Here is a 23088-nt window from a genome sequence, read left to right as displayed (position 1 = left end):
ACCGTAGAAGCCGACCGGACAAGCGGAGACCGCCGATGAGTGCCGAACTGTGGGGCAGGGTGGATGACTATATCGTCGACCGGCTGGTCGATGAGGACGCGGCGCTAGCCGATGCGCTGCAGGCCAACGCGGCGGGCGGGCTGCGGCCGATCGATGTGTCGGCGGCGCAAGGCAAGTTCCTGCACCTGCTGGTGCGGATGAGCGGGGCGAGGCGCATCCTCGAGGTCGGCACGCTCGGTGCCTACTCGACCATCTGGATGGCCAAGGCGCTGCCGGCGGGCGGTTCGATCGTCACACTGGAATACGAGCCGCACCATGCCGAGGTGGCCCGCCGGAACATTGCGCGCGCGGGGTATGCCGAGCGGATCGAGGTTCGCGTCGGCGCCGCCGCGGAGACACTGCCACTGCTGGCCGCCGAGCAGCTCGAGCCGTTCGATTTCGTCTTCATCGATGCCGACAAGCCGAGCAACACCGTCTACCTCGACTGGGCCATCAAGCTCGGCCGGCCGGGTACGGTGATCGTGCTCGACAATGTGGTGCGGGATGGCCAGGTGGCCAATGCGGAGAGCCGCGACCCCAACGTGCTGGGCAGCCGCGGTGCGTTCGAGTTGATCGCCGCCAACCCCCGGCTCTCGGCCACGGCGCTGCAGACGGTCGGCGCCAAGGGCTATGACGGCTTCGCGGTGATGATCCTCGACTGAAGCCCGAGGAACAGGCGGAGCTCAGGGAGCCGGCTTGTAGCCGACATACTCGGTGTACTGCTCGAGCAGCACCGACCACACCCCGAACGCGGCGTCGAGGTTCTCGCGGGTCACTCCGTACTCGAGGTTCACGTCATACTCGATCGCCGCGTCGAGATCGGCATCGAGATAGGCGTTGCCGAAGCGCTTGTCGCGATTCCAGGCGTTGAGCGCGTCCATGGTCGGCTTGATGTTGGCAAAGCCCGCGTAGAAGTTGATGTCCTCGCACGCCGCCTGGTCGGTGCAGTTCATGAAGAACACGTAATACGGCACGCCCTTGATGTTGCCAGCGATGCGCGGGTTGCCGTCCCCCTGGTTCTCGAGCGTCGCCGCGCCGTAGCCGCGGGCGATCGTCACGATCTCGTCGACCTTGGAGCCATCGACAACGCTTTGCCCGAGCGCCGATGTCGCGGCGAGGGGCCCCAGCGTAACGGTGGCCAAGAGGCGTCCCAGCTTCATCGATTGCTCCCCACTTGGCTCCGGTGTCGCGCCGACTGTTACACCTTTGTCCCGAATGGGCCAATGCAGGGCAGGGGGCGCTGCCCCCCGATTCCCGAAAATCGAGGAAAACTGCATCGACGATCTGGCGCCAGCCATGCGCTCGCGGCAGATTAGCTCTGCCCTCCGACCCCATCCTGCCCGTGGATGGAAATTCCCCGGATTTCCGGCAGCGTGAGCATCACGTTCCGCTGCAAAGAATCCTTGACGGGGGGACTCACTGACCATATAGAGGCGCAACCTTAGCGGTCGGTCGTGAAGTTCACGCGGGTATCTGCCACCTTGTGCGGGCATCCAGGAACTTCAAACACATCGCCAAAGGCAAGAGACGACGACAAATCTTCGTGCGCATGAACGCCTGGCCAACGCCGGGCGGTCCGCTGCAATGAGAGGCGCTGCTGCCCCGTTAGGGGTGGAATTGGCGCCCTATTGGTTTGTCATCGTCTTTCGCAACGAACTTCGGACCGATGGAAAGAGCGCAATGCCGACCATTAATCAGTTGATCCGCAAGCCTCGGGTATCCAAGCCCAAGCGGAACAAAGTACCGGCGATGGAAGCAAACCCGCAGAAGCGCGGCGTGTGCTCTCGCGTTTATACGACGACCCCGAAGAAGCCGAACTCGGCTCTCCGCAAGGTTGCGAAGGTCCGTCTGACCACTTCGCGTGAAGTCATTTCCTATATCCCCGGCGAAGGCCACAACCTGCAGGAACACTCCGTGGTGCTGATCCGCGGCGGTCGTGTTCGCGATCTGCCGGGCGTTCGCTACCACGTGCTGCGCGGCGTCCTCGACACCCAGTCGGTGAAGGATCGCAAGCAGCGCCGTTCGAAGTACGGCGCGAAGCGGCCGAAGTAAGGAGCATTCCAGATGTCCCGTCGTCACTCCGCTGAAAAGCGCGTCGTCAATCCCGATCCGAAGTTCGGCGATCTCGTTGTCTCCAAGTTCATGAACTCGCTCATGAAGGACGGCAAGAAGTCGGCTGCCGAGTCGATCGTCTATGGCGCCTTTGACATCGTGCAGACCAAGCTGAAGCAGGATCCGATCGGCGTGTTCCACACCGCCCTCGACAACATCCGCCCGGCCGTCGAAGTCCGCTCGCGCCGCGTTGGTGGTGCGACCTACCAGGTTCCGGTCGAGGTTCGTACGGACCGTCAGCAGGCCCTGGCCATTCGTTGGCTCATCGAGTCGGCCCGCAAGCGTGGCGAGCACACCATGAAGGAGCGCCTGTCGGGCGAGCTCATGGATGCCGTCAACGGCCGCGGCCAGGCCGTCAAGAAACGCGAAGACACGCACCGTATGGCTGACGCCAACCGTGCCTTCTCGCATTACCGCTGGTAACGGAAGGCTCGCTCAGATGGCCCGCGAATACCCGATCAATCACTATCGTAACTTCGGCATCATGGCTCACATTGATGCTGGCAAGACGACCACGACCGAGCGTGTTCTCTACTACACCGGCAAGTCCCATAAGATCGGCGAAGTCCACGACGGCGCCGCGACCATGGACTGGATGGAGCAGGAGCAGGAGCGCGGCATCACCATCACGTCCGCCGCGACCACCACGTTCTGGAAGGGCCGTGACGGCACCCAGTACCGCTTCAACATCATCGACACCCCCGGCCACGTTGACTTCACCATTGAAGTCGAGCGTTCGCTCCGCGTGCTCGACGGCGCCATCGCGCTGCTCGATGGCAACCAGGGCGTCGAGCCGCAGACGGAAACCGTCTGGCGCCAGGCCGACAAGTACAACGTTCCGCGTCTGATCTTCGTCAACAAGATGGACAAGATCGGTGCCGATTTCTATTTCTGCCTCGATACGCTGGACAAGCGCCTCGGCATCAAGCCGGTCGTCATGCAGCTGCCGATCGGTGCCGAAAGCGACTTCCGTGGCGTTGTCGACCTGATCGAAATGAATGCGCTCGTCTGGCGCAACGAAGAGCTGGGCGCCCAGTGGGACGTCGTCGAGATTCCCGAGGACCTCAAGGCCAAGGCCGCTGAGTACCGCGAGAAGATGATCGAGACCGCCGTCGAGATGGACGATGCGGCCACCGAAGCTTACCTGAACGGCGAAATGCCGGATAACGACACGCTGCGCCGGCTGATCCGCAAGGGCACCTGCGAAGTGAAGCTGTATCCGGTGTTCTGTGGCTCGGCCTTCAAGAACAAGGGCGTGCAGCCGCTGCTGGATGGCGTTATCGACTTCCTGCCGGCCCCGACCGACATTCCTGCGATCCAGGGCATCGACGTCAAGACCGAGGCTCCGATCGAGCGCCACGCCTCTGACGCCGAGCCGCTGTCGATGCTGGCCTTCAAGATCGCCAACGACCCGCACATGGGCTCGCTGACCTTCTGCCGTATCTACTCGGGTCACCTCGAGGCCGGCGCCATGCTGGAAAACACGGTCAAGGAAAAGCGCGAGCGCGTTGGCCGCATGTTCCAGATGCACGCCAACAGCCGTGAGCAGATCAACGAAGCCTATGCCGGCGACATCGTCGCCATCGTTGGCCTCAAGGACACCACGACCGGCGACACGCTGTCTGATCCGAACAACCGCGTCATTCTCGAGCGTATGGAATTCCCGGAGCCGGTTATCGACATCGCCGTCGAGCCGAAGTCCAAGGCCGACCAGGAAAAGATGGGCCTCGCGCTCGCTCGCCTGGCTGCCGAGGATCCGTCGTTCCGCGTCAAGACCGACGAAGAATCCGGCCAGACCATCATCTCGGGCATGGGCGAACTGCACCTCGACATTCTCGTCGATCGCATGCGCCGCGAGTTCAAGGTGGAAGCCAATATCGGCGCGCCGCAGGTGGCGTACCGCGAGGCGATCACCCGCACGGTCGAGCACGACTACACCCACAAGAAGCAGTCGGGTGGTTCGGGCCAGTTCGCGCGCATCAAGTTCCGCATCGAGCCGAATGAGCCGGGCAAGGGTTTCGAGTTCGTCTCGGAAGTCGTTGGCGGCAATGTGCCGAAGGAATACGTGCCGGGCGTGCAGAAGGGCGTGGCTTCCGTCATGGGTTCGGGTCCGATCATCGGCTTCCCGATCGTCGACGTGAAGTTCGCACTGACCGACGGCGCCTACCACGATGTCGACTCCTCGGTCCTCGCCTTCGAAATCGCCGGCCGCGCGGGTTTCCGTGAAGCCATCGAGAAGGCCGCACCGAAGATCCTCGAGCCGATCATGCGGGTTGAAGTTCTGACCCCGGAAGACTATGTGGGCGACGTCATCGGTGATCTGAATTCACGTCGCGGCCAGATCCGCGGCACTGAAGCCCGCGGTATCGCGCAGGTGATCGACGCCATGGTGCCTCTTGCCAACATGTTTGGCTACGTGAACTCGCTCCGCTCGATGAGCCAGGGGCGCGCTCAGTACACCATGACTTTCGACCACTATGAGCAGGTTCCGCAGGCGGTCGCCACCGAAGTCCAGGCAAAGTACGCTTAACGTTTACCCGCTAAGCAAGCGCTTGAATTAAAACTGAAAACTCACGTCGGCTGTTGGCTGACGCATACGGAGAGAAGCGATGGGCAAGGAAAAGTTTTCCCGCAATAAGCCTCACTGCAACATCGGCACCATCGGTCACGTCGACCATGGCAAGACCTCGCTGACCGCAGCGATCACCAAGGTTTTGGCTGAGACCGGTGGCGCGACCTTCAAGGCGTACGACCAGATCGACGCAGCGCCGGAAGAGAAGGCGCGCGGCATCACGATCAACACCGCCCACGTCGAGTACGAGACGACCAACCGTCACTACGCTCACGTCGACTGCCCGGGCCACGCCGACTATGTGAAGAACATGATCACCGGCGCTGCCCAGATGGACGGCGCGATCCTGGTCGTGTCGGCTGCCGACGGCCCGATGCCGCAGACCCGCGAGCACATCCTGCTCGCCCGTCAGGTCGGTGTGCCGGCGCTCGTCGTGTTCCTGAACAAGTGCGACATGGTCGATGATCCGGAGCTCCTCGAGCTCGTGGAACTCGAAGTTCGCGAGCTGCTGTCGTCCTACGAATTCCCGGGCGACGACGTTCCGATCATCAAGGGCTCGGCCACCGAAGCTCTGAACGACGGCAACAAGGAGCTCGGCCATGACGCCGTGCTCAAGCTGATGGCCGCCGTTGACGAGTACATCCCGCAGCCGGCTCGTCCGATCGACCAGCCGTTCCTGATGCCGATCGAAGACGTGTTCTCGATCTCCGGCCGTGGCACCGTGGTGACCGGCCGTGTCGAGCGCGGCATCGTGAAGGTGGGTGAGGAAGTCGAGATCGTCGGCATCAAGGCGACGCAGAAGACGACCGTGACCGGCGTTGAAATGTTCCGCAAGCTGCTCGATCAGGGCCAGGCTGGCGACAACATCGGCGCACTGATCCGTGGTATCGACCGCACGCAGGTCGAGCGCGGCCAGGTGCTCTGCAAGCCCGGTTCCGTGACCCCGCACACCGATTTCGTGGCTGAGGCTTATATCCTCACCAAGGAAGAGGGTGGCCGTCACACGCCGTTCTTCGCCAACTACCGTCCGCAGTTCTACTTCCGCACCACCGATGTGACCGGCGTCGTTACGCTGCCGGAAGGCACCGAGATGGTGATGCCGGGCGACAACGTGAATATTTCGGTCCAGCTGATCGTGCCGATCGCCATGGAAGAGAAGCTCCGCTTCGCTATCCGTGAGGGTGGCCGTACCGTCGGTTCGGGCGTCGTCGCCAAGATCCTGAAATAAGACCTGGTAATCCAGGGCGCGGCGCGCCGCTACAAACAGCGCGCCGCGTTCCATTTTTCGCTGGGAAAGCAAGATGAACGGTCAAAACATTCGCATCCGGCTCAAAGCCTTTGACCACCGTGTGCTCGACACCTCCACTCGGGAGATCGTCAACACGGCCAAGCGTACGGGTGCGCAGGTGCGCGGGCCGATCCCGCTGCCCACACAGATTGAGAAGTTTACGGTCAACCGCTCGCCGCACATCGACAAGAAGTCGCGCGAGCAGTTCGAGATCCGGACCCACAAGCGTCTTCTGGACATCGTGGATCCGACCCCGCAGACCGTCGATGCTCTGATGAAGCTCGATCTCGCCGCCGGCGTCGACGTCGAAATCAAGCTCTGAGTGACTGAGTTTTCGCGCTGACCATCCAAAGGGTCCTCTTGGACACAATGACCCGGTCAAGCGCCAAAGAGAGAAGGTAACAACCGATGCGTTCTGGTTTGATCGCACAGAAGCTGGGCATGACCCGCCTGTTCTTGGATGATGGCACACACGTCCCCGTGACCGTGCTCGACCTCAAGAACTGCCAGGTGGTTGGCCAGCGCACGCAGGAGAAGGACGGTTACACCGCCCTCCAGCTCGGCGCGGGCACTGTCAAGGCAAAGAATGTCACCAAGGCGGAGCGCGGCCAGTTCGCCGTCGCCAAGGTCGAGCCCAAGCGTCAGGTAACTGAGTTTCGTGTCGATCCTGCGAACCTCATCGAAGTTGGCGCCACCATGCAGGCGGACCACTTTGTCGAAGGTCAGCTGGTCGACGTGACCGGTACCTCGATCGGTAAGGGTTTCGCCGGCGGCATGAAGCGCTGGAACTTCGGCGGCCTGCGTGCCACGCACGGTGTGTCCGTGTCGCACCGTTCGCACGGTTCGACCGGTCAGCGCCAGGACCCCGGTAAGGTGTTCAAGGGCAAGAAGATGGCCGGCCACATGGGCGACCGTCGCGTCACTACCCAGAACCTGAAGGTCGTGCGCACCGATGTGGAGCGCGGGCTGATCATGGTCGAGGGCGCTGTTCCGGGTGCCAAGGGCGCCTGGATCCAGATCAAGGACGCGGTCAAGAAGGCCGCTCCGAAGGGCGCTGCTGTGCCCGGTTCGTTCAAGGCGGCTGTCGCAGCCGTGGCCGAGGAGGCGAAATAATGGAACTCCAGGTCACTACTCTGGACGGCAAGGCCGACGGTTCGGTCACCCTGAAGGACGAGATCTTCGGTCTTGAAGTCCGCCAGGACATCCTGCACCGCATGGTCCGGTACCAGCAGCTCAAGGCGATGGCCGGCACCCACAAGGTGAAGCACCGCTCCGAGATCGCTTACACTTCGAAGAAGTCGATCAAGCAGAAGGGCTCGGGCGGCGCTCGTCACGGCGCCAAGTCTGCTCCGCAGTTCCGCGGCGGTGGCCGGGCCTTTGGCCCCGAGCCCCGCAGCCATGCGATCGAGCTGCCCAAGAAGGTCCGCGCCCTGGCGCTGAAGCATGCGCTTTCGGCCAAGGCCAAGGCTGGCGAACTGGTCATCGTTCCGACCGTCGCCACCAAGGAGCCCAAGACTGCCCAGCTGGTTGCCAAGTTCGGCAAGCTGGAATGGTCGAGTGCTCTGATCATCGACGGCGCCGAGGTGGACAAGAATTTCGCCAACGCGGCCCGCAACATTCCGCAGATCGACGTGCTGCCGGTGCAGGGGATCAATGTCGCTGACATTCTCCGTCGCCATAAGCTCGTTCTGACCAAAGCAGCGCTCGAAGCGCTCGAGGCCCGGTTCGCATGAGCAAGTTCAGCAACTACGACGTGATCCGTAACCCGGTCGTCACCGAAAAGTCGACGATGGCGTCCGAGCACAGCCAGGTCGTCTTCGACGTCGCGATCGATGCCACCAAGGCCGACATCAAAGCCGCCGTCGAGGCGCTCTTTTCGGTCAAGGTCAAGGCGGTCAACACCCTGGTCCGCAAGGGCAAGGTGAAGCGTTTCCGGCAGGAACTTGGCACTCGCAAGGATGTCAAGAAGGCCATTGTCACCCTGGCCGATGGCCAGTCGATCGATATTTCGACCGGCATCTGAGGGGAGAGAGAAGAATGGGTCTAAAAACTTACAATCCGACCTCCCCGGGCCGCCGCCAGCTCATCACGACCGATCGGTCGGAGCTGTGGAAGGGCAAGCCGGTCAAGTCGCTGACCGAAGGTCTGAACCAGTCTGGCGGTCGTAACAACGCCGGCCGTATCACCGCGTACCATCGCGGCGGCGGTCACAAGCGTTCGTACCGTATCGTCGACTTCCGTCGCGTGCGCTTCGAAGAGACGGCGACCGTCGAGCGGCTGGAGTATGATCCCAACCGCACCGCCTGGATCGCACTGATCAAGTACGCGGACGGCGAGCTCGCCTACATCATCGCGCCGCAGCGTCTGTCTGCCGGCGACAAGGTGATCTCGACGCTCGGCACCGCCGACGTGAAGCCGGGCAACGCCATGCCGCTCGAGCGCATGCCGGTCGGCACCATCGTCCACAACGTCGAGATGAAGCCCCGCAAGGGCGGTCAGATCGCCCGTTCGGCCGGTGCCTATGCGCAGTATGTCGGCCGCGACGCCGGTTGGGCGATCCTTCGCCTCAACTCTGGCGAGCAGCGCCGGGTCCACGGTTCGTGCCTCGCCACTGTCGGCGCGGTGTCGAACCAGGATCACTCGAACACGTCGATCGGCAAGGCCGGTCGTAATCGCTGGCTCGGCCGCAAGCCGGTCAACCGCGGTGTGACCATGAACCCGGTCGATCACCCGCATGGTGGTGGTGAAGGCCGTACCTCTGGTGGCCGTCACCCGGTGACCCCGTGGGGCAAGCCGACCAAGGGTAAGAAGACCCGCAGCAACAAGTCGACGGACAAGTTTATCGTCCGCTCGCGTCACGTGAAGAAGGGCCGCTAAGCCATGTCGCGTTCAGTCTGGAAAGGCCCGTTCGTCGACGGCTATCTGCTCAAGAAGGCAGAGACCAGCCGTGCGAGCGGCCGCAACGAAGTCATCAAGATCTGGAGCCGTCGTTCCACGATCCTGCCGCAGTTCGTCGGTCTCACCTTCGGCGTGCACAACGGCCACAAGCATGTGCCGGTGAACGTCCAGGAAGAGATGATCGGCCACAAGTTTGGCGAGTTCGCTCCGACCCGTACGTACTACGGTCACGCGGCCGACAAGAAGGCCAAGAGGAAGTAACATGGGCAAGCCGAAAACTCAGCGGTCGCTCAAGGACAACGAGGCCAAGGCGGTTCTCCGCATGCTTCGTACCTCGGGCATCAAGCTCAACCTCGTGGCTGCGATGATCCGCGGCAAGAAGGTCGACAAGGCTCTCGCCGAGCTGACCTTCTCGCGCAAGCGCATTGCCGGCTCGGTCAAGAAGACGCTCGAGAGCGCCATCGCGAACGCCGAGAACAACCACGGCCTCGACCCGGACAGCCTGGTCGTTGCCGAGTGCTATGTCGGTGACTCCCTGGTGATGAAGCGCTTCATGGCCCGTGGCCGTGGTCACGCTGCCCGCATGGAGCGCCCGTTCTCGAACCTCACCATTGTGGTTCGCCAAGTTGAGGAGACCGCATAATGGGTCAGAAGATCAACCCGATCGGTCTGCGCCTCGGCATCAACCGCACCTGGGACTCGCGTTGGTACGCGAACAAGGGTGAGTACGGTTCGCTGCTCCAGGAAGACCTGAAGATCCGTGAGACGCTGCTTGAAGACCTGAAGCAGGCTGCGGTCTCGAAGATCGTCATCGAGCGTCCGCACCGCAAGTGCCGCGTGTCGATCCACACTGCCCGCCCGGGCATCGTGATCGGCAAGAAGGGCGCTGACATCGACAAGATCCGCGCCAAGGTGAAGAAGTTCACCGACAGCGAAGTGCACATCAACATCGTTGAAGTGCGCAAGCCGGAGACCGATGCCAACCTCGTGGCTCAGGGCATTGCCCAGCAGCTCGAGCGTCGCGTGGCGTTCCGCCGTGCGATGAAGCGTGCAGTGCAGACGGCGATCCGCATGGGCGCCGGCGGCATCCGGGTGAACGTGGGCGGCCGTCTCGGCGGCGCCGACATCGCTCGCACCGAGTGGTACCGCGAAGGTCGCGTGCCGCTGCACACGCTGCGCGCCGACATCGACTACGGCACGGCCGAGGCGAAGACCACCTACGGCATCATCGGCATCAAGGTGTGGGTCTTCAAGGGCGAAGTCCTTGAGCACGATCCGTCCGCTCACGAGCGTCGCGCCACTGAAGGCGGCGGTTCGAACGAGGGTGGTCAGCGTCGCGAGCGTTCCGATCGGGACGATCGTGGTGAGCGCGGCGATCGCCGCGATCGCGCGCCGGCGAACTGAGAAGGCATAGACAAAAATGCTGCAACCAAAACGTACCAAGTTCCGCAAGGCGCATAAGGGCCGCATCCATGGCAATGCCAAGGGTGGCACGGAGTTGGCTTTCGGTCAGTTCGGCCTGAAGTCCCAGGAGCCCGAGCGCGTTACGGCTCGCCAGATCGAGGCGGCTCGCCGCGCGATCACCCGCGAGATGAAGCGCGCCGGCCGCGTCTGGATCCGTATCTTCCCGGACCTGCCGGTTTCCAAGAAGCCGACCGAAGTCCGCATGGGTAAGGGCAAGGGTTCGGTGGAATTCTGGGCGGCTCGCGTCAAGCCCGGTCGCATCCTGTTCGAAATCGACGGCGTCCCCGAGGACGTCGCCAAGGAAGCCCTGCGCCTCGGCGCGATGAAGCTTCCGATCATCACGCGGGTCGTCACCCGCATTGCGGATTGATCGCCATGGCACGTGCACCCAAGAAAAAAGTTGAGGCCAAGAGCGCCAACGGCGCCGCCGACCTCCGCGCCAAGACCCCCGATGAGCTGAAGGATCAGCTGCTCGGCCTGAAGAAAGAGCAGTTCAACCTGCGGTTCCAGCGCGCTACCCAGCAGCTGGAAAAGCCGACCGAGGTCAAGAAAGTCCGCCGCGAAATCGCGCGGGTGAAGACCATCCTCGGCGAAAAAGCCGCAGCGAAGTAAGGAGCAACCGATGCCCAAGCGCGTTTTGCAGGGGACTGTGGTCTCCGACACCAATGACAAGACCGTGGTGGTGCGGGTCGACCGTGCGTTCACCCACCCGGTGATGAAGAAGACCGTGCGCCGGTCCAAGAAGTACCACGCTCACGACGAAGCCAATGTGGCCAAGGTCGGGGACGTCGTCTGGATCGAAGAGTCGGCGCCGATTTCGAAGAACAAGCGCTGGGTCCTGAAACCCTCCGCGTAAACCGGAATTTAGGGCTCGCCGAGTAGGCAGACCCCGAAACTGAAAAAGGCATCAAGCCATGATCCAGATGCAGTCCAATCTCGACGTTGCCGATAATTCCGGCGCGCGTCGTGTCATGTGCATCAAGGTACTCGGCGGTTCGCACCGCAAGTACGCCTCGGTGGGCGATATCATTGTTGTCTCGGTCAAGGACGCGATCCCGCGTGGCCGCGTCAAGAAGGGCCAGGTGATGAAGGCCGTCGTTGTGCGCACCGCATTCCCGGTTCGCCGCGCCGATGGCACCGTCATCCGCTTCGACCGCAACGCGGCCGTGCTGATCAACAACCAGGCCGAGCCGATCGGTACCCGTATCTTCGGGCCGGTGCCGCGCGAGCTGCGTTCCAAGAACCACATGAAGATCATTTCGCTTGCGCCGGAGGTGTTGTGATGGCGGCCAAGATTAAGAAGGGCGACAAGGTCGTCATTCTCGCCGGCAAGGACAAGGGCAAGACCGGTCAGGTCACCCAGGTGTTCCCCGATGCGACCAAGGCCACCGTGCAGGGTCTGAACCTTGTGCGTCGCCACACCAAGCAGACCGCGAGCCAGGATGCGGGCATCTTCACCAAAGAAGCCCCGATTCACCTGTCGAACCTCGCGATCGCCGATGCGAACGGCAAGCCGTCGCGCGTCGGGTTCAAGATCAACGCCGACGGCACCAAGGTGCGCGTCGCCAAGTCGACCGGGGACACGATCGATGGCTGATACCGTCTATATCCCGCGTCTCCGTGCTCAGTACGACGAGACCATCAAGGCGAACCTGATCAAAGAGTTCGGCTACAAGAACGTCATGCAGGCCCCCAAGCTCGACAAGATCGTGCTGAACATGGGTGTCGGCGAGGCGGTGAACGACACCAAGAAGGTGAAGTCGGCAGCTGCCGATCTCGAGAAGATCGCCGGCCAGAAACCCGTCATCACCCACGCTCGCAAGTCGATCGCAGGCTTCAAGGTCCGCGAAGAGATGCCGCTGGGCGTGAAGGTGACGCTCCGCAAGGCGCGCATGTACGAGTTTCTCGACCGCCTGGTGAACATCGCTCTGCCGCGGGTTCGCGACTTCCGCGGCCTGAACCCGAATTCCTTTGATGGTCGTGGCAACTACGCCCTGGGCATCAAGGAACACATCATCTTCCCCGAGATCAATTTCGATCAGATCGATCAGACCTGGGGCATGGACATCATCGTGTGCACGACCGCGCGCACCGACGACGAAGCCCGGGCGCTGCTCAAGGCTTTCAATTTCCCCTTCCGGCAGTAACGGAAGAGAGAAGGACGAGACATGGCAAAGACCAGCTCCATCGAAAAGAACAACAAGCGCAAGCGCCTTGCCAAGCAGCTGGGTCCCAAGCGGGCCAAGCTCAAGGCAGTGGTGATGAACCAGAGCGTCTCGCTCGAGGAGCGCTTCGCGGCGCAGCTCAAGCTTGCCGCGCTGCCGCGTAACTCGGCCGAGAACCGCGTGCATAACCGCTGCGAGCTCACCGGTCGTCCGCGTGGCTACTATCGCAAGCTCAAGCTCAGCCGTATTGCCCTGCGTCAGCTCGGCAACCTCGGGCTGATCCCGGGCCTTGTGAAGTCGAGCTGGTAAGGAGACGAAGACAATGAGCCTTACTGATCCGATCGGCGATATGCTGACCCGCATCCGCAACGCGCAGATGCGCCGTCGCGATGTCGTCCAGACCCCGGCGTCCACCCTGCGTGGCCGTGTGCTCGACGTGCTGAAGTCGGAAGGCTTCATCCGCGGCTACTCGGAAAGCAAGATGGACAACGGCGTTGCCCAGTTCGACATCGAGCTGAAGTATTCCGACAACGCTCCGGTGATCCGCACCATCGAGCGCGTCTCGCGTCCTGGCCGTCGCGTCTATGCGTCGGTCAAGAACATCCCCTCGGTTGCCAATGGCCTCGGTGTGTCGATCCTGTCGACCCCCAAGGGCGTGATGGCCGATCATGAAGCTAAAGCCCAGAACCTGGGTGGCGAGGTACTCTGCCGCGTCTTCTAAGGCTCGTTGCCTTGAAGGCGTCGGTGTGACGATTACTCCGAAGGAAGTAGAAAAGAATGTCCCGTACAGGCAAAAAGCCGATTGCTCCGGTCAGTGGCGTCACCGTCACGATCAGCGATCGCCAGGTCACCGCAAAGGGGCCGAAGGGCGAGCAGTCGCTGACGCTCATGGATATCGTGAACGCCAAGCAGACCGATGACGGCATCGTCATCGAGCCCGCTAACGAGAGCAAGGAAGCTCGGGCTGCCTGGGGGACCACCCGCGCGCTGATCAACAACATGGTGATCGGCGTCAGCGCTGGCTTCGAGAAGAAGCTGCAGATCCAGGGCGTTGGTTATCGCGCCGCCATGCAGGGCAAGGATCTGAAGCTGTCGCTCGGCTTCAGCCACGAAGTGGTGTTCAACACTCCGGCTGGCATTACCCTCGCGGCGCCGACGCAGACCGAAGTGGTCGTGACCGGCTCGGACAAGCAACTGGTTGGCCAGGTGGCCGCCGACATTCGCGGTTGGCGTCCGCCGGAGCCCTACAAGGGCAAGGGTGTGCGTTATGTGGGCGAGTACATCGCCCGCAAAGAAGGCAAGAAGAAGTAAGGAGCGCACGAGATGCCCATCAGCCTCAAAGGTGCGGACCGCCGCAAGGCCCGAGTTCGCAAGGCGCTCAAGGCTAACGCCAATGGCCGCCCGCGTCTGTCCGTGCACCGTTCGGACAAGAATATTTACGCCCAGATCATCGACGACGCATCCGGCCGCACGCTTGCTGCCGCTTCGACCGTCGATAAGGACGTCAAGGCCAAGGTCAAGAACGGCTCGACAGCCGAGGCCGCAGCCACTGTCGGCAAGCTGATTGCCGAGCGTGGTCTCGCTGCCAAGGTGTCGACGGTCGTGTTCGATCGTGGTGCCTACCTCTACCATGGCCGCGTCAAGGCCCTTGGTGATGCGGCCCGCGAAGGCGGCCTGCAGTTCTGATCCGGCGACAAAGGAAAATTCGATGAGAGACGTTCAAGAGCGCGATAGCGAATTCGTCGACCGGCTGGTTCACATCAACCGCGTCGCCAAGGTTGTGAAGGGTGGCCGTCGTTTCGGCTTCGCCGCCCTGGTTGTGGTTGGTGATCAGAAAGGCCGCGTTGGCTTTGGTCACGGCAAGGCGCGTGAAGTGCCTGAGGCCATCCGCAAGGCGACCGAGCAGGCCAAGCGCCAGATGATCCGCGTTCCGCTGCGGGAAGCCCGTACGCTGCACCACGATGTGGTCGGCCACCACGGCGCCGGCAAGGTCATCCTGCGTGCCGCCGTTCCCGGCACCGGCATCATCGCCGGCGGCCCGATGCGCGCGGTGTTCGAGACCCTTGGGGTCAACGACATCGTGGCGAAGTCGCAGGGCACCGCCAATCCCTACAACATGGTGCGGGCCACCTTCGATGCGCTGAAGCGTGTTGATAGCCCGCGTTCGGTCGCCGCCCGTCGCGGCCTGAAGGTCTCGGACCTCCAGGCTCGCCGTGGCGAGACCGTCGAAGCCTGATTAGGGCTTGGGAGTTAGAACTATGGCCGACAAGACCGTCACCATCGAGCAGATCGCCAGCCCGACGCGCCGTCCGCAGGATCAGCGCGCCACCCTTATCGGTTTGGGGCTGAACAAGATCCGCAAGCAGTCGACCCTCAAGGACACCCCCGAGGTCCGCGGCATGATCCGTAAGATCCCGCACCTCGTGCGCGTCGTCGACGCCAAATAAGGGACGAGAACAATGACTCGTTTGAACGAACTCCGGGACAACCCGGGCGCCAATAAGAAGCGCGTGCGCGTCGGTCGTGGTATCGGCTCGGGCGTCGGCAAGACCGGTGGTCGCGGCGGTAAGGGCCAGACGGCTCGCTCCGGCGTCGCCATCAACGGCTTCGAAGGCGGCCAGATGCCGCTGCACATGCGTATGCCGAAGCGCGGCTTCAACGCTCTGAATCCCAAGAAGTGGAACCAGCTGCGTATCGACCGCATCCAGAACTACATCGACAGCGGCAAGCTGGACATCAAGGGCGTGGTCGATGCGGCCGCTCTCGTGAAGGCCGGCGTGATCCGTCGCGAGCTCGATGGCGTGCGGCTGATCGGCAGCTCCGGTTTCACTGCCAAGAAGGTGACCTTCAAGGTTGCTCACGCGACCAAGGGCGCGCTCGCTGCTATTGAAGCAGCCGGTGGCAAGGTCGATATGCCTCAGGCAGAAGTGAAGGCTGACGCCTAAGAGCGCCTGGCCCCATTCTAAAGGGAGCGACTATGGCGTCCGCAGCCGAACAGCTGGCCAAGAATCTGAACTTCGGGACCTTCGCGAAAGCGAAGGCCCTTCAGCAGCGCATCTGGTTCACACTGGGTGCGCTTCTCGTTTATCGGCTCGGGACTTACATTCCGGTGCCCGGTATCGACCCTGATGCCTATGCCGCGACCTTCCAGCAGGCGCAGCAGGGCATTTTCGGCATGTTCGACATGTTTGCCGGCGGTGCCGTGCAGCGCATGGCGATCTTCGCGCTGAACCTCATTCCCTACATCACCGCGTCCATCGTGGTGCAGGTCATCACCACGGCGTCGCCGCGCCTCGAAGCCCTCCGCAAGGAAGGTGAGAGCGGCCGTCGCAAGATCAACCAGTACACGCGCTATCTCGCCGTGCTGTTCTGCACCGTGCAGGCCTATGGCATCGCCATCGGTCTCGAGGGCAGCCAGGGCGTCGTGATCGATCCGGGTTGGTTCTTCCGTCTTTCGACCGTCATCACGCTGGTCGGCGGCACCATGTTCCTGATGTGGCTGGGTGAGCAGATCACCTCGCGCGGCATCGGCAACGGCATCTCGCTGATCATCTTCGCCGGTATCGTGGCGAACCTGCCGGCGACGGTGGTGCAGACGCTCGAACTGAGCCGTACCGGCGCTCTGCCGACCCCCTGGGTCGTCGGCCTCCTGGTCATCGCGGTCGTCGTCATCGGCGTGATCGTGTTCTTCGAACGCGCCCAGCGCCGGCTGCTGATCCAGTATCCGAAGCGCCAGGTCGGCAACAAGATGTTCCAGGGCGATACCTCGCACCTGCCGCTGAAGCTCAACACCGCGGGCGTTATCCCGGTGATCTTCGGCTCGTCCCTGCTGCTGCTGCCGGCCACCATTGCGTCGTTCGCGGCGCAGGGTGATGCACCGCAGTGGCTGTCGGTGACGGCGGCGCTGCTCGGTCGCGGTCAGCCCCTCTATCTGGTGCTGTTCGCAGTCCTGATCATCTTCTTCGCCTTCTTCTACACCTCGATCGTCTTCAACCCGACCGACACCGCGGACAACCTGAAGCGCTCCGGCGGCTTCATCCCCGGCATTCGTCCGGGCGAGCGGACGGCGACCTATATCGACTACGTGCTGACCCGCATCACGGTGATCGGTGCCCTCTATCTGACCGTCGTGGCGCTCATCCCCGAGATGATCCACAGCCAGCTCAATGTCAGCCAGTTCATCGGCGGTACCTCGCTGCTGATTATCGTGACGGTGACGCTGGATACGGTGACCCAGGTGCAGAGCCACCTGATCGCCCAGCAGTACGAAGGCCTGGTGAAGCGGTCGCGCCTTGGGGGCAAGCGTAAATGAGGCTGATCCTTCTGGGACCTCCGGGCGCCGGTAAGGGCACGCAGGCAAAGGTGCTGATCGATAGCTACGGGATCCCGCAGCTTTCGACCGGCGACATCCTGCGCTCGGCCATCGCCGCCAAGACCCCGATGGGTCTGGCCGCCAAGGAGATCATGGATCGCGGTGACCTCGTCTCGGACGAGATCGTCAACGGCATCGTCTCGGAGCGGCTCGACCAGGATGACTGCAAGGCCGGCTTCGTGCTCGACGGCTTCCCGCGGACCATCCCGCAGGCCGAGGCGCTCGACCAGATGCTGGGCGACAAGGGCATGCAGCTGGACGCGGTGATCGAGATCACCGCCGACGCCGATGTGCTCGTTGGGCGGATCGCCAAGCGAGCCAAGGAATCTGGTGTTGCTCGTGGCGACGACAACGAGGAGGTGCTTCGCAACCGCCTCAGCGTCTATCGCGAGCAGACCGCGCCGCTGGTCGAGTTCTACCGCGGCAAAGGCCTTCTGAAGTCGGTCGACGGCATGCAGCCGGTCGACGATGTCACGGCGGCCATCCGCCGGGCCGTGCATAACTAGTATACCTCGGGGCAGGGGCTCTGCAGTTGACTCTGCGGGACCTTGCCCTTATGAACCGCGCCAGTCTCATGGATTATCGGGCTGGATTCGGTTCCTCAAAGAGTGGGGAGCGGAATTCCGGTCCCTTGTCGTTATCAAACGGGCAGCCTGAGCTGCCGACTATAGGAGAGCGGACGTGGCCCGTATTGCTGGCGTCAATATTCCGACCAACAAGCGCGTGGTTATCGCGCTTCAGTACATCCATGGGATCGGCGCGAAGTTCGCCCAGGAGATCACCGAGAAGGTTGGTATCCCGGCCGAGCGTCGTGTGAACGACCTGACCGACGCTGAAGTGATCCAGATCCGTGAAGCGATCGATCGCGACTACGTCGTCGAGGGCGATCTGCGCCGTAACGTGGCGATGAACATCAAGCGGCTCATGGACCTCGGCAACTACCGTGGTCTGCGTCACCGCAAGGGCCTGCCGGTCCGTGGTCAGCGTACCCACACCAATGCCCGTACCCGCAAGGGTCCGGCCAAGCCGATCGCCGGCAAGAAGAAGTAATCCGGGTCGCGGAGCACCTCTCCGCCGTCCTGATGTAGCTGCTGGAACTACGGCAGCGTCGATATCGAACTGAGGAAACAAATTGGCAAAAGCTGAAGCCGCACGCGTTCGTCGTAAAGAGCGCAAGAATATCACCAATGGCGTTGCGCACGTGAATGCGTCGTTCAACAACACCATGGTCACCATCACCGATGTGCAGGGCAACACCATCTCCTGGTCGTCCTCGGGCGTGATGGGTTTCAAGGGTTCGCGCAAGTCGACCCCGTATGCCGCCCAGGTTGCGGCTGAAGACGCGGCCAAGAAGGCCCAGGAACACGGCATGAAGACCCTCGAGGTCGAAGTGCGCGGTCCTGGCTCGGGCCGTGAGTCGGCGCTTCGTGCGCTGCAGGCTGCTGGCTTCAACGTCACCAGCATTCGCGATGTCACCTCGATCCCGCACAACGGTTGCCGGCCGCGCAAGCGTCGCCGCGTCTAACCTCCGTTACGGTAGATCTCCCGGCGCGCCCCTCGCGCCGGGATAGGTACATTGCATAGCGGACAGGCGGTTAGGCGGACCGCCCATTTGAAAGGACACCACCGTGACCATCCAGCGGAACTGGCAGGAACTCATCAAGCCGACCAAACTGGACATCGTTTCGGGCAGCGATAGCGTGCGGACGGCCTCGGTCGTTGCGGAGCCGCTTGAGCGCGGCTACGGCCTGACGCTCGGCAACGCTCTGCGTCGCGTGCTGCTCTCATCGCTCCAGGGCGCGGCCGTTACCGCGATCCAGATTGACGGCATCCTGCACGAATTCTCGTCGCTTCCCGGCGTGCGTGAAGACATTACCGACCTCGTGCTCAACGTCAAGGAAATCGCCCTCAAGATGGGCGGCGAAGGTCCGAAGCGTCTGACCCTGACCAAGCAGGGCCCGGGTGCCGTCGTTGCCGGCGACATCAAGGTTACCGGCGATATCGAAGTGCTGAACCCCGACCTGGTGATCTGCCACCTCGACGACGGCGCCGAGATCAACATCGAGTTCACCGTCAACACCGGCAAGGGGTACGTCCCGGCCGACAAGAACCGTCCCGACGACGCTCCGATCGGCTACATCCCGGTCGACGCGCTGTTCTCCCCGGTTCGCCGTGTCTCCTACAAGGTGGATGCGACCCGTGCCGGCGAGAGCCTCGACAAGGACAAGCTGACCCTGACGGTCGAAACCAATGGCGCCATCTCGCCGGAAGACGCGGTGGCTTACGCCGCGCGTATCCTGCAGGACCAGCTGTCGGTGTTCGTCAACTTCGAAGAGCCGACCAAGGAAAAGACCCAGGACACCGTCCCGGAACTGGCCTTCAACCCGGCGCTGCTCAAGAAGGTCGACGAGCTCGAGCTCAGCGTCCGTTCGGCGAACTGCCTGAAGAACGACAACATCGTCTATATCGGCGATCTGATCCAGAAGACCGAAGCCGAGATGCTGCGCACGCCGAACTTCGGCCGCAAGTCGCTCAACGAAATCAAGGAAGTGCTGGCACAGATGGGCCTGCACCTCGGGATGGACGTGCCGAACTGGCCGCCTGAGAACATCGACGATCTGGCCAAGCGCTACGAAGACCATTATTAAGCAGGCCAACCGGAGCGTTTTCAGGAAAAGTTGCAGACTTTTCCATCTCGAAAGCGCGACAACCCAATACGTGGATCACTTCAGCGAAGTGATCCACAGCACTAACCGCCCGTCGTGAGACGCCCGGGCCTTAGGGAGTAACAAAATGCGCCACGGTAATTCGAACCGTAAGCTCAACCGGACCTCTGCACATCGCAAGGCCATGTTCGCCAACATGTCGGCTTCGCTGATCAAGCACGAGCAGATCGTGACCACCTTGCCCAAGGCCAAGGAACTGCGTCCGATCGTCGAGAAGCTGATCACGCTGGGCAAGCGCGGCGACCTGCATGCCCGCCGCCAGGCCATCGCCCAGATGCGCGATGAGACCCAGGTGCAGAAGCTCTTCGCCACTATCGGTCCGCGCTACAAGGATCGTAACGGCGGCTATATCCGCATCCTCAAGGCCGGCTTCCGCTATGGCGACAATGCCGCTCTGGCGGTCATCGAGCTGGTCGATCGCGACGTGGACGCCAAGGGCCTCGACTCGGGTCCGGTCGAGGCGCGCGAGACCGACGACGAAGCCGCCGCGGCGTAAGCCCGAGGTATTCGGTAGAGATCAAAGGCGGTCCGGTTCTCCGGGCCGCCTTTTCGTTTGACCACGGAACGTTATCCACGCCGTAATGGCGCAAGTACTCGATTGGGGAGAGTGGAATGTCGGATCAGGGCCTCATCCTCGTCACCGGCGCGACCGGTTTCGTCGGCAAATGGACGGTGCTGGAGCTGCTGAAGGCCGGCCACCGCGTGCGCGGCACGGTGCGCTCGCTGGGGCGCTCCGAAGAGGTCCGGGCGACACTGCTGGGCGAACTGGGGCAGGAGCCGCTTGACCGCCTGGAACTGGTGGAAGCGGATCTGCTCGACGACAAGGGGTGGGCCGAGGCGATGCAGGGCGTCGCCACCGTCATGCATATCGCCACTGCCATCCGCGCCGATGAACCGAAGGACCAGAGCCTCGTGATCCGCCCGGCGCTCGAGGGCACCCAGCGGGTGTTCCGCTTCGCCAGCGACGCCGGCATCAAGCGCATCATCATGACCTCGTCGATCGCCACGGTCGGCTACGGCCACGGCCAGACCAGCGGTCGTCGCGTCTACGACGAGACCTACTTCACCAATCTCGACAACATGCGCTGGACCTGGGCCTATTGCATCGGCAAGACCAAGGCGGAGCAGTTCGCCTGGGATTTCGTGAAGCAACACGGCATCAGCCTCACCACCGTCCATCCGGGTGCCATTATCGGGCCGGCGCTCGATAAGGATGCGAGCATCTCGCTGCAGATGGTGTCAGGCCTGCTCAATGGCTCGACACCGGCCATGCCCTCGAACGGCTTCTCGATCATCGATGTGCGCGACGTGGCGGCGCTGCATCTCGCCGCCCTCGACAAGCCCGAGACTGCCGGCCAGCGCTATCTCGCCACGGCCGAGTATGTGCCATTCCCCGAGGTCGGCAATATCCTGCGCGCCGCCCACCCGGCATGGAACGTCACCAGCAAGACCGTGCCGGACTGGATCATCAAGCTGATCGCCTCGTTCGGTGGGCCGGCGCGCCAGATCATCAACGACATCGGCAATGAGAAGGTGTTCGACGGCTCGAAAGGTGAGAAGCTGCTCGGCCGCAAGTTCATTTCCGCCAAGGATTCGATCCTCGCCACCGCAGACAGCGTCATCCGCCTCGGACTGGTGAAACAGAAGACCTCCTGACGTGCCCACCACAGAGCTGATCGACGATCTCCGCGCCGCCGTCGGGCGCCGCTACCTCATCACCGGCGATCGGCAGACCGAGCGCTATCGCCGCGGCTTCCGCTCGGGCGAGGGGGATGCCATCGCCGTGGCCAAGCCCGGCACACTGCTGGAGCTGTGGCGGGTGCTCGAGGCGACGGTCCGACACGACGCCATCGTCATCATGCAGGCCGCCAATACCGGCCTCACCGAGGGTTCGACGCCCAGCGGCCACTATGATCGTCCGGTGGTCGTGGTGAACACGCTGCGGCTTGCCGATATCCAGCTGCTCGACGGCGGCAAGCAGATCGTCAGCTTCCCCGGCAGCACGCTCGACAAGCTCGAGAAGCTGCTGAAGCCGATCGGCCGGCTGCCGCACTCGGTGATCGGCTCGTCCTGTCTCGGCGCCTCGATCGTTGGTGGCGTCTGCAATAACTCCGGCGGCTCGCTGGTGCATCGCGGTCCCGCCTACACCGAGCTGTCGCTGTTCGCCCAGCTTGGCGCCGACGGTCGGTTGGAACTGGTCAATCACCTCGGCATCGAGCTCGGCAATAGTCCCGAGGAGATCCTCGGTCGCCTGCAGTCGGGCGGCTACTCGGCCGAGGACGTGCAGCACAATGTCGGCCTCGCCTCGGACCGGGAGTATGCCGAGCGGGTGCGCCAGATCGATGAGCCGACCGCCGCGCGCTTCAACGCCGACCCGCGACGCCTGCACGAGGCCTCTGGCAGCGCCGGCAAGCTCGCCGTGTTCGCCGTCCGGCTCGATACGTTCGAGAAGCAGGGCGCCGAGCAGGTGTTCTACATCGGCACCAACGATGTCGCAGTGCTGACCCGGCTCCGCCGCGAACTGCTCAGCTTGAACGCGTTACCGGTGGCCGGTGAATACATGCATCGCGACATGTTCGATGTCGCCCGTAGCCACGGCAAGGATACCTTCCTCGTCATCCAGCGCTTCGGCACCGAGGTAATGCCGACCTTCTTCAACCTGAAGGGCAGGGTGGACGCCACCCTCAACAAGCTGCCGCTGCTGCCCAAGCAGCTCTCCGACCGCATCCTGCAAGGACTGAGCCACCTGTTCCCCGAGCACCTGCCGCAGCGCCTGCTCGCGTATCGCGATCGCTACGAGCACCACCTGATGCTGCGCATGTCGGGCGACGGCATCGTCGAAGCCGAGGCGCTGCTGGACCGGGTGTTCGCCGACGGGGCCAATGGCGGGTATTTCAGGTGCACGCCCAAGGAGGGATCCCAGGCTTTCCTCCATCGCTTCGCCGCAGCGGGCGCCGCCATCCGTTATGCGCTGATGCATGAGAAGACCTCGGGCGGCCTGCTGGCGCTCGATATCGCGCTCCGCCGCAACGATCACGACTGGTACGAGCAACTGCCTGCGGCGATCGACAGCCAGCTCAAACTGAAGCTCTACTATGGTCACTTCCTCTGCCACGTCTTCCACCAGGATTACGTGCTGGCGAAGGGCGCCGATCCGCACCAGGTGAAGGATGCCATGCTGGCCGTGCTCGACCAGCGCGGGGCGCAATATCCGGCCGAGCACAATGTCGGCCACGTCTACGCGTCAAAACCAGAGCAGCAGGCCTTCTTCCGGGCGCTCGACCCGACCAACAGCTTCAACCCCGGTATCGGCGACGACTCCAAGCACCGGCACTATGCCGACGACGATCTCCACCATGACCACGCCCACTGAGGGTAGGCGGGCGATCATCGGCCACCCCCGGCTAGCCCGGATAGCCCAACTCCAGGACCGCCGGGCTGCAGGTCGTCCG

At 62.9% G+C, this 23088-nt stretch carries 35 protein-coding genes; 34 read left to right on the top strand and 1 reads right to left on the bottom strand.

Going from position 1 to position 23088, the window contains the following annotated elements; translation table 11 throughout:
- Positions 1-35 precede the first annotated feature (35 nt).
- Positions 36-701: an O-methyltransferase gene (locus ACSQ23_RS10885; protein WP_436090620.1), complete on the top strand. Its 666-nt coding sequence runs from the start codon at positions 36-38 to the stop codon at positions 699-701.
- Positions 702-722: 21 nt separating this feature from the next.
- Here ACSQ23_RS10885 and ACSQ23_RS10880 read toward each other — a convergent pair whose 3' ends face one another.
- A complete protein-coding gene (locus ACSQ23_RS10880) occupies positions 723-1199 on the bottom strand; it encodes a YbjN domain-containing protein (RefSeq protein WP_436090619.1) in 477 nt (158 codons plus the stop codon).
- Positions 1200-1719: 520 nt separating this feature from the next.
- Between ACSQ23_RS10880 and rpsL the strand changes: the two genes are divergently transcribed.
- The 33 genes from rpsL to dld all read left to right on the top strand — a co-directional run bounded on the left by rpsL (position 1720) and on the right by dld (position 23009).
- On the top strand, positions 1720-2091 hold the full coding sequence (gene rpsL / locus ACSQ23_RS10875) for a 30S ribosomal protein S12 (RefSeq protein WP_055049779.1): 372 nt from the start codon (positions 1720-1722) through the stop codon (positions 2089-2091).
- A 12-nt stretch (positions 2092-2103) separates the two neighbouring features.
- Entirely contained in the window at positions 2104-2574 is a 471-nt protein-coding gene (gene rpsG, locus ACSQ23_RS10870) for a 30S ribosomal protein S7 (protein WP_055877935.1), read from the top strand.
- Positions 2575-2590: 16 nt separating this feature from the next.
- A complete protein-coding gene (fusA, locus tag ACSQ23_RS10865; protein WP_055877934.1) occupies positions 2591-4681 on the top strand; it encodes an elongation factor G in 2091 nt (696 codons plus the stop codon).
- Positions 4682-4760: 79 nt separating this feature from the next.
- Positions 4761-5951, top strand: a complete 1191-nt coding sequence (tuf, locus tag ACSQ23_RS10860; RefSeq protein ID WP_055877931.1) for an elongation factor Tu — start codon at positions 4761-4763, stop codon at positions 5949-5951.
- A 73-nt stretch (positions 5952-6024) separates the two neighbouring features.
- Positions 6025-6333, top strand: a complete 309-nt coding sequence (rpsJ, locus tag ACSQ23_RS10855; RefSeq protein ID WP_055049780.1) for a 30S ribosomal protein S10 — start codon at positions 6025-6027, stop codon at positions 6331-6333.
- Between the two features lie 86 nt (positions 6334-6419).
- A complete protein-coding gene (rplC, locus tag ACSQ23_RS10850; protein WP_055877928.1) occupies positions 6420-7124 on the top strand; it encodes a 50S ribosomal protein L3 in 705 nt (234 codons plus the stop codon).
- Entirely contained in the window at positions 7124-7744 is a 621-nt protein-coding gene (rplD, locus tag ACSQ23_RS10845; RefSeq protein WP_055877925.1) for a 50S ribosomal protein L4, read from the top strand. Before rplC ends, rplD begins: the two co-directional genes overlap by 1 nt.
- The gene (locus ACSQ23_RS10840) at positions 7741-8034 is read left to right on the top strand and encodes a 50S ribosomal protein L23 (protein WP_055877922.1); all 294 of its coding nucleotides are present in this window, start codon (positions 7741-7743) and stop codon (positions 8032-8034) included. The genes rplD and ACSQ23_RS10840 overlap by 4 nt, the downstream gene beginning before the upstream one ends.
- Before the next feature lie 14 nt (positions 8035-8048).
- Complete coding sequence (gene rplB, locus ACSQ23_RS10835; RefSeq protein WP_055877921.1) at positions 8049-8888, top strand: 50S ribosomal protein L2; 840 nt, start codon at positions 8049-8051, stop codon at positions 8886-8888.
- A gap of 3 nt (positions 8889-8891) precedes the next feature.
- Entirely contained in the window at positions 8892-9170 is a 279-nt protein-coding gene (gene rpsS / locus ACSQ23_RS10830) for a 30S ribosomal protein S19 (protein ID WP_055049075.1), read from the top strand.
- Position 9171: 1 nt separating this feature from the next.
- Positions 9172-9552 (top strand): 50S ribosomal protein L22, encoded by a 381-nt coding sequence (gene rplV / locus ACSQ23_RS10825; RefSeq protein WP_055877918.1) that lies wholly within the window; start codon positions 9172-9174, stop codon positions 9550-9552.
- A complete protein-coding gene (gene rpsC, locus ACSQ23_RS10820; RefSeq protein WP_055877916.1) occupies positions 9552-10313 on the top strand; it encodes a 30S ribosomal protein S3 in 762 nt (253 codons plus the stop codon). Before rplV ends, rpsC begins: the two co-directional genes overlap by 1 nt.
- Before the next feature lie 16 nt (positions 10314-10329).
- Entirely contained in the window at positions 10330-10743 is a 414-nt protein-coding gene (gene rplP, locus ACSQ23_RS10815) for a 50S ribosomal protein L16 (protein WP_055877912.1), read from the top strand.
- A gap of 5 nt (positions 10744-10748) precedes the next feature.
- Complete coding sequence (gene rpmC / locus ACSQ23_RS10810) at positions 10749-10985, top strand: 50S ribosomal protein L29 (protein WP_055877910.1); 237 nt, start codon at positions 10749-10751, stop codon at positions 10983-10985.
- 10 nt (positions 10986-10995) lie between these two features.
- On the top strand, positions 10996-11229 hold the full coding sequence (gene rpsQ, locus ACSQ23_RS10805; protein WP_055877908.1) for a 30S ribosomal protein S17: 234 nt from the start codon (positions 10996-10998) through the stop codon (positions 11227-11229).
- A gap of 58 nt (positions 11230-11287) precedes the next feature.
- Positions 11288-11656: a 50S ribosomal protein L14 gene (gene rplN, locus ACSQ23_RS10800; protein WP_055877905.1), complete on the top strand. Its 369-nt coding sequence runs from the start codon at positions 11288-11290 to the stop codon at positions 11654-11656.
- Positions 11656-11970, top strand: coding sequence for a 50S ribosomal protein L24 (gene rplX, locus ACSQ23_RS10795; RefSeq protein WP_055877903.1), 315 nt, complete (start codon positions 11656-11658; stop codon positions 11968-11970). Before rplN ends, rplX begins: the two co-directional genes overlap by 1 nt.
- Positions 11963-12520 (top strand): 50S ribosomal protein L5, encoded by a 558-nt coding sequence (gene rplE, locus ACSQ23_RS10790; protein WP_055877900.1) that lies wholly within the window; start codon positions 11963-11965, stop codon positions 12518-12520. Before rplX ends, rplE begins: the two co-directional genes overlap by 8 nt.
- A gap of 21 nt (positions 12521-12541) precedes the next feature.
- On the top strand, positions 12542-12847 hold the full coding sequence (gene rpsN / locus ACSQ23_RS10785) for a 30S ribosomal protein S14 (RefSeq protein ID WP_055877897.1): 306 nt from the start codon (positions 12542-12544) through the stop codon (positions 12845-12847).
- A gap of 13 nt (positions 12848-12860) precedes the next feature.
- Positions 12861-13259 carry a 30S ribosomal protein S8 gene (gene rpsH / locus ACSQ23_RS10780; protein WP_055877895.1) on the top strand — a complete coding sequence of 133 codons (399 nt, stop codon included), beginning with the start codon at positions 12861-12863 and terminating at the stop codon, positions 13257-13259.
- Between the two features lie 56 nt (positions 13260-13315).
- Positions 13316-13849 (top strand): 50S ribosomal protein L6, encoded by a 534-nt coding sequence (rplF, locus tag ACSQ23_RS10775; RefSeq protein ID WP_055877892.1) that lies wholly within the window; start codon positions 13316-13318, stop codon positions 13847-13849.
- Positions 13850-13861: 12 nt separating this feature from the next.
- Complete coding sequence (gene rplR / locus ACSQ23_RS10770) at positions 13862-14224, top strand: 50S ribosomal protein L18 (protein WP_055877891.1); 363 nt, start codon at positions 13862-13864, stop codon at positions 14222-14224.
- Positions 14225-14246: 22 nt separating this feature from the next.
- Positions 14247-14774 carry a 30S ribosomal protein S5 gene (gene rpsE / locus ACSQ23_RS10765; protein ID WP_055877888.1) on the top strand — a complete coding sequence of 176 codons (528 nt, stop codon included), beginning with the start codon at positions 14247-14249 and terminating at the stop codon, positions 14772-14774.
- Positions 14775-14796: 22 nt separating this feature from the next.
- Positions 14797-14985 carry a 50S ribosomal protein L30 gene (gene rpmD, locus ACSQ23_RS10760; protein ID WP_055877885.1) on the top strand — a complete coding sequence of 63 codons (189 nt, stop codon included), beginning with the start codon at positions 14797-14799 and terminating at the stop codon, positions 14983-14985.
- Between the two features lie 12 nt (positions 14986-14997).
- The gene (gene rplO, locus ACSQ23_RS10755; RefSeq protein WP_055877882.1) at positions 14998-15483 is read left to right on the top strand and encodes a 50S ribosomal protein L15; all 486 of its coding nucleotides are present in this window, start codon (positions 14998-15000) and stop codon (positions 15481-15483) included.
- Between the two features lie 32 nt (positions 15484-15515).
- Complete coding sequence (gene secY / locus ACSQ23_RS10750; RefSeq protein ID WP_055877880.1) at positions 15516-16850, top strand: preprotein translocase subunit SecY; 1335 nt, start codon at positions 15516-15518, stop codon at positions 16848-16850.
- Complete coding sequence (locus tag ACSQ23_RS10745) at positions 16847-17416, top strand: adenylate kinase (protein ID WP_055877877.1); 570 nt, start codon at positions 16847-16849, stop codon at positions 17414-17416. Before secY ends, ACSQ23_RS10745 begins: the two co-directional genes overlap by 4 nt.
- Before the next feature lie 175 nt (positions 17417-17591).
- Positions 17592-17960, top strand: a complete 369-nt coding sequence (rpsM, locus tag ACSQ23_RS10740) for a 30S ribosomal protein S13 (RefSeq protein ID WP_055877873.1) — start codon at positions 17592-17594, stop codon at positions 17958-17960.
- Positions 17961-18042: 82 nt separating this feature from the next.
- Positions 18043-18435 carry a 30S ribosomal protein S11 gene (gene rpsK / locus ACSQ23_RS10735; protein ID WP_055877870.1) on the top strand — a complete coding sequence of 131 codons (393 nt, stop codon included), beginning with the start codon at positions 18043-18045 and terminating at the stop codon, positions 18433-18435.
- 103 nt (positions 18436-18538) lie between these two features.
- The gene (locus tag ACSQ23_RS10730; RefSeq protein WP_055877867.1) at positions 18539-19558 is read left to right on the top strand and encodes a DNA-directed RNA polymerase subunit alpha; all 1020 of its coding nucleotides are present in this window, start codon (positions 18539-18541) and stop codon (positions 19556-19558) included.
- Positions 19559-19703: 145 nt separating this feature from the next.
- Entirely contained in the window at positions 19704-20132 is a 429-nt protein-coding gene (rplQ, locus tag ACSQ23_RS10725; protein ID WP_055996351.1) for a 50S ribosomal protein L17, read from the top strand.
- Positions 20133-20248: 116 nt separating this feature from the next.
- Positions 20249-21292: an NAD-dependent epimerase/dehydratase family protein gene (locus ACSQ23_RS10720; RefSeq protein WP_436090618.1), complete on the top strand. Its 1044-nt coding sequence runs from the start codon at positions 20249-20251 to the stop codon at positions 21290-21292.
- Between the two features lies 1 nt (position 21293).
- Positions 21294-23009, top strand: a complete 1716-nt coding sequence (dld, locus tag ACSQ23_RS10715) for a D-lactate dehydrogenase (RefSeq protein WP_436090617.1) — start codon at positions 21294-21296, stop codon at positions 23007-23009.
- Positions 23010-23088: the final 79 nt, after the last annotated feature.

The sequence above is a fragment of the Devosia sp. LjRoot16 genome, from assembly GCF_964252795.1.
Lineage (GTDB): Bacteria > Pseudomonadota > Alphaproteobacteria > Rhizobiales > Devosiaceae > Devosia_A.
The sequence above is the reverse complement of the archived record's forward strand: the minus strand, read 5'-3'. Positions and strand labels throughout refer to the sequence as shown.

Excerpts from the sequence above, each read along its gene's own strand:
- ACSQ23_RS10885 (WP_436090620.1), top strand. The coding sequence starts at position 36 with ATGAGTGCCGAACTGTGGGGCAGGGTGGATGACTATATCGTCGACCGG.
- ACSQ23_RS10880 (WP_436090619.1), bottom strand. The coding sequence starts at position 1,199 with ATGAAGCTGGGACGCCTCTTGGCCACCGTTACGCTGGGGCCCCTCGCC.
- rpsL (WP_055049779.1), top strand. The coding sequence starts at position 1,720 with ATGCCGACCATTAATCAGTTGATCCGCAAGCCTCGGGTATCCAAGCCC.
- rpsG (WP_055877935.1), top strand. The coding sequence starts at position 2,104 with ATGTCCCGTCGTCACTCCGCTGAAAAGCGCGTCGTCAATCCCGATCCG.
- fusA (WP_055877934.1), top strand. The coding sequence starts at position 2,591 with ATGGCCCGCGAATACCCGATCAATCACTATCGTAACTTCGGCATCATG.
- tuf (WP_055877931.1), top strand. The coding sequence starts at position 4,761 with ATGGGCAAGGAAAAGTTTTCCCGCAATAAGCCTCACTGCAACATCGGC.
- rpsJ (WP_055049780.1), top strand. The coding sequence starts at position 6,025 with ATGAACGGTCAAAACATTCGCATCCGGCTCAAAGCCTTTGACCACCGT.
- rplC (WP_055877928.1), top strand. The coding sequence starts at position 6,420 with ATGCGTTCTGGTTTGATCGCACAGAAGCTGGGCATGACCCGCCTGTTC.
- rplD (WP_055877925.1), top strand. The coding sequence starts at position 7,124 with ATGGAACTCCAGGTCACTACTCTGGACGGCAAGGCCGACGGTTCGGTC.
- ACSQ23_RS10840 (WP_055877922.1), top strand. The coding sequence starts at position 7,741 with ATGAGCAAGTTCAGCAACTACGACGTGATCCGTAACCCGGTCGTCACC.
- rplB (WP_055877921.1), top strand. The coding sequence starts at position 8,049 with ATGGGTCTAAAAACTTACAATCCGACCTCCCCGGGCCGCCGCCAGCTC.
- rpsS (WP_055049075.1), top strand. The coding sequence starts at position 8,892 with ATGTCGCGTTCAGTCTGGAAAGGCCCGTTCGTCGACGGCTATCTGCTC.
- rplV (WP_055877918.1), top strand. The coding sequence starts at position 9,172 with ATGGGCAAGCCGAAAACTCAGCGGTCGCTCAAGGACAACGAGGCCAAG.
- rpsC (WP_055877916.1), top strand. The coding sequence starts at position 9,552 with ATGGGTCAGAAGATCAACCCGATCGGTCTGCGCCTCGGCATCAACCGC.
- rplP (WP_055877912.1), top strand. The coding sequence starts at position 10,330 with ATGCTGCAACCAAAACGTACCAAGTTCCGCAAGGCGCATAAGGGCCGC.
- rpmC (WP_055877910.1), top strand. The coding sequence starts at position 10,749 with ATGGCACGTGCACCCAAGAAAAAAGTTGAGGCCAAGAGCGCCAACGGC.
- rpsQ (WP_055877908.1), top strand. The coding sequence starts at position 10,996 with ATGCCCAAGCGCGTTTTGCAGGGGACTGTGGTCTCCGACACCAATGAC.
- rplN (WP_055877905.1), top strand. The coding sequence starts at position 11,288 with ATGATCCAGATGCAGTCCAATCTCGACGTTGCCGATAATTCCGGCGCG.
- rplX (WP_055877903.1), top strand. The coding sequence starts at position 11,656 with ATGGCGGCCAAGATTAAGAAGGGCGACAAGGTCGTCATTCTCGCCGGC.
- rplE (WP_055877900.1), top strand. The coding sequence starts at position 11,963 with ATGGCTGATACCGTCTATATCCCGCGTCTCCGTGCTCAGTACGACGAG.
- rpsN (WP_055877897.1), top strand. The coding sequence starts at position 12,542 with ATGGCAAAGACCAGCTCCATCGAAAAGAACAACAAGCGCAAGCGCCTT.
- rpsH (WP_055877895.1), top strand. The coding sequence starts at position 12,861 with ATGAGCCTTACTGATCCGATCGGCGATATGCTGACCCGCATCCGCAAC.
- rplF (WP_055877892.1), top strand. The coding sequence starts at position 13,316 with ATGTCCCGTACAGGCAAAAAGCCGATTGCTCCGGTCAGTGGCGTCACC.
- rplR (WP_055877891.1), top strand. The coding sequence starts at position 13,862 with ATGCCCATCAGCCTCAAAGGTGCGGACCGCCGCAAGGCCCGAGTTCGC.
- rpsE (WP_055877888.1), top strand. The coding sequence starts at position 14,247 with ATGAGAGACGTTCAAGAGCGCGATAGCGAATTCGTCGACCGGCTGGTT.
- rpmD (WP_055877885.1), top strand. The coding sequence starts at position 14,797 with ATGGCCGACAAGACCGTCACCATCGAGCAGATCGCCAGCCCGACGCGC.
- rplO (WP_055877882.1), top strand. The coding sequence starts at position 14,998 with ATGACTCGTTTGAACGAACTCCGGGACAACCCGGGCGCCAATAAGAAG.
- secY (WP_055877880.1), top strand. The coding sequence starts at position 15,516 with ATGGCGTCCGCAGCCGAACAGCTGGCCAAGAATCTGAACTTCGGGACC.
- ACSQ23_RS10745 (WP_055877877.1), top strand. The coding sequence starts at position 16,847 with ATGAGGCTGATCCTTCTGGGACCTCCGGGCGCCGGTAAGGGCACGCAG.
- rplQ (WP_055996351.1), top strand. The coding sequence starts at position 19,704 with ATGCGCCACGGTAATTCGAACCGTAAGCTCAACCGGACCTCTGCACAT.
- ACSQ23_RS10720 (WP_436090618.1), top strand. The coding sequence starts at position 20,249 with ATGTCGGATCAGGGCCTCATCCTCGTCACCGGCGCGACCGGTTTCGTC.